The organism is Megasphaera sp. AF13-6AC (genome assembly GCF_027685385.1).
Lineage (GTDB): Bacteria > Bacillota > Negativicutes > Veillonellales > Megasphaeraceae > Megasphaera > Megasphaera micronuciformis.
Map to the genome: position 1 here is coordinate 415 of NZ_JAQCUN010000309.1, position 235 is coordinate 649.

Annotated in this window: 1 protein-coding gene; it reads right to left on the minus strand. The window is 51.1% G+C overall.

The window, feature by feature from the left end:
• Positions 1-235 (minus strand): hypothetical protein (locus tag PGX78_RS09065; protein WP_270446634.1); only part of this gene is annotated, 235 nt, incomplete at both ends.

Consider the following 235-nt stretch of genomic DNA (forward strand, 5'->3'; position numbering starts at 1 on the left):
ATGAGCCAGTTTCGCGTAAAAGGCAGGGCCTTTCTTTTCACGATGTACTGCAATCCGGCCGCTACAAGCATTAAAGCTACAAGCATCCGACCCGTACCGAAGGCATATGCAAAAATATCATCCAATGACAGACCGATATTGCCCGTATCTATACCGGCCGTACCGGCCGCTACGAGAGCGCCGATAACAACCAGAACCAGTCCCCACAACTCATACTTCATCCACGACATGGTGC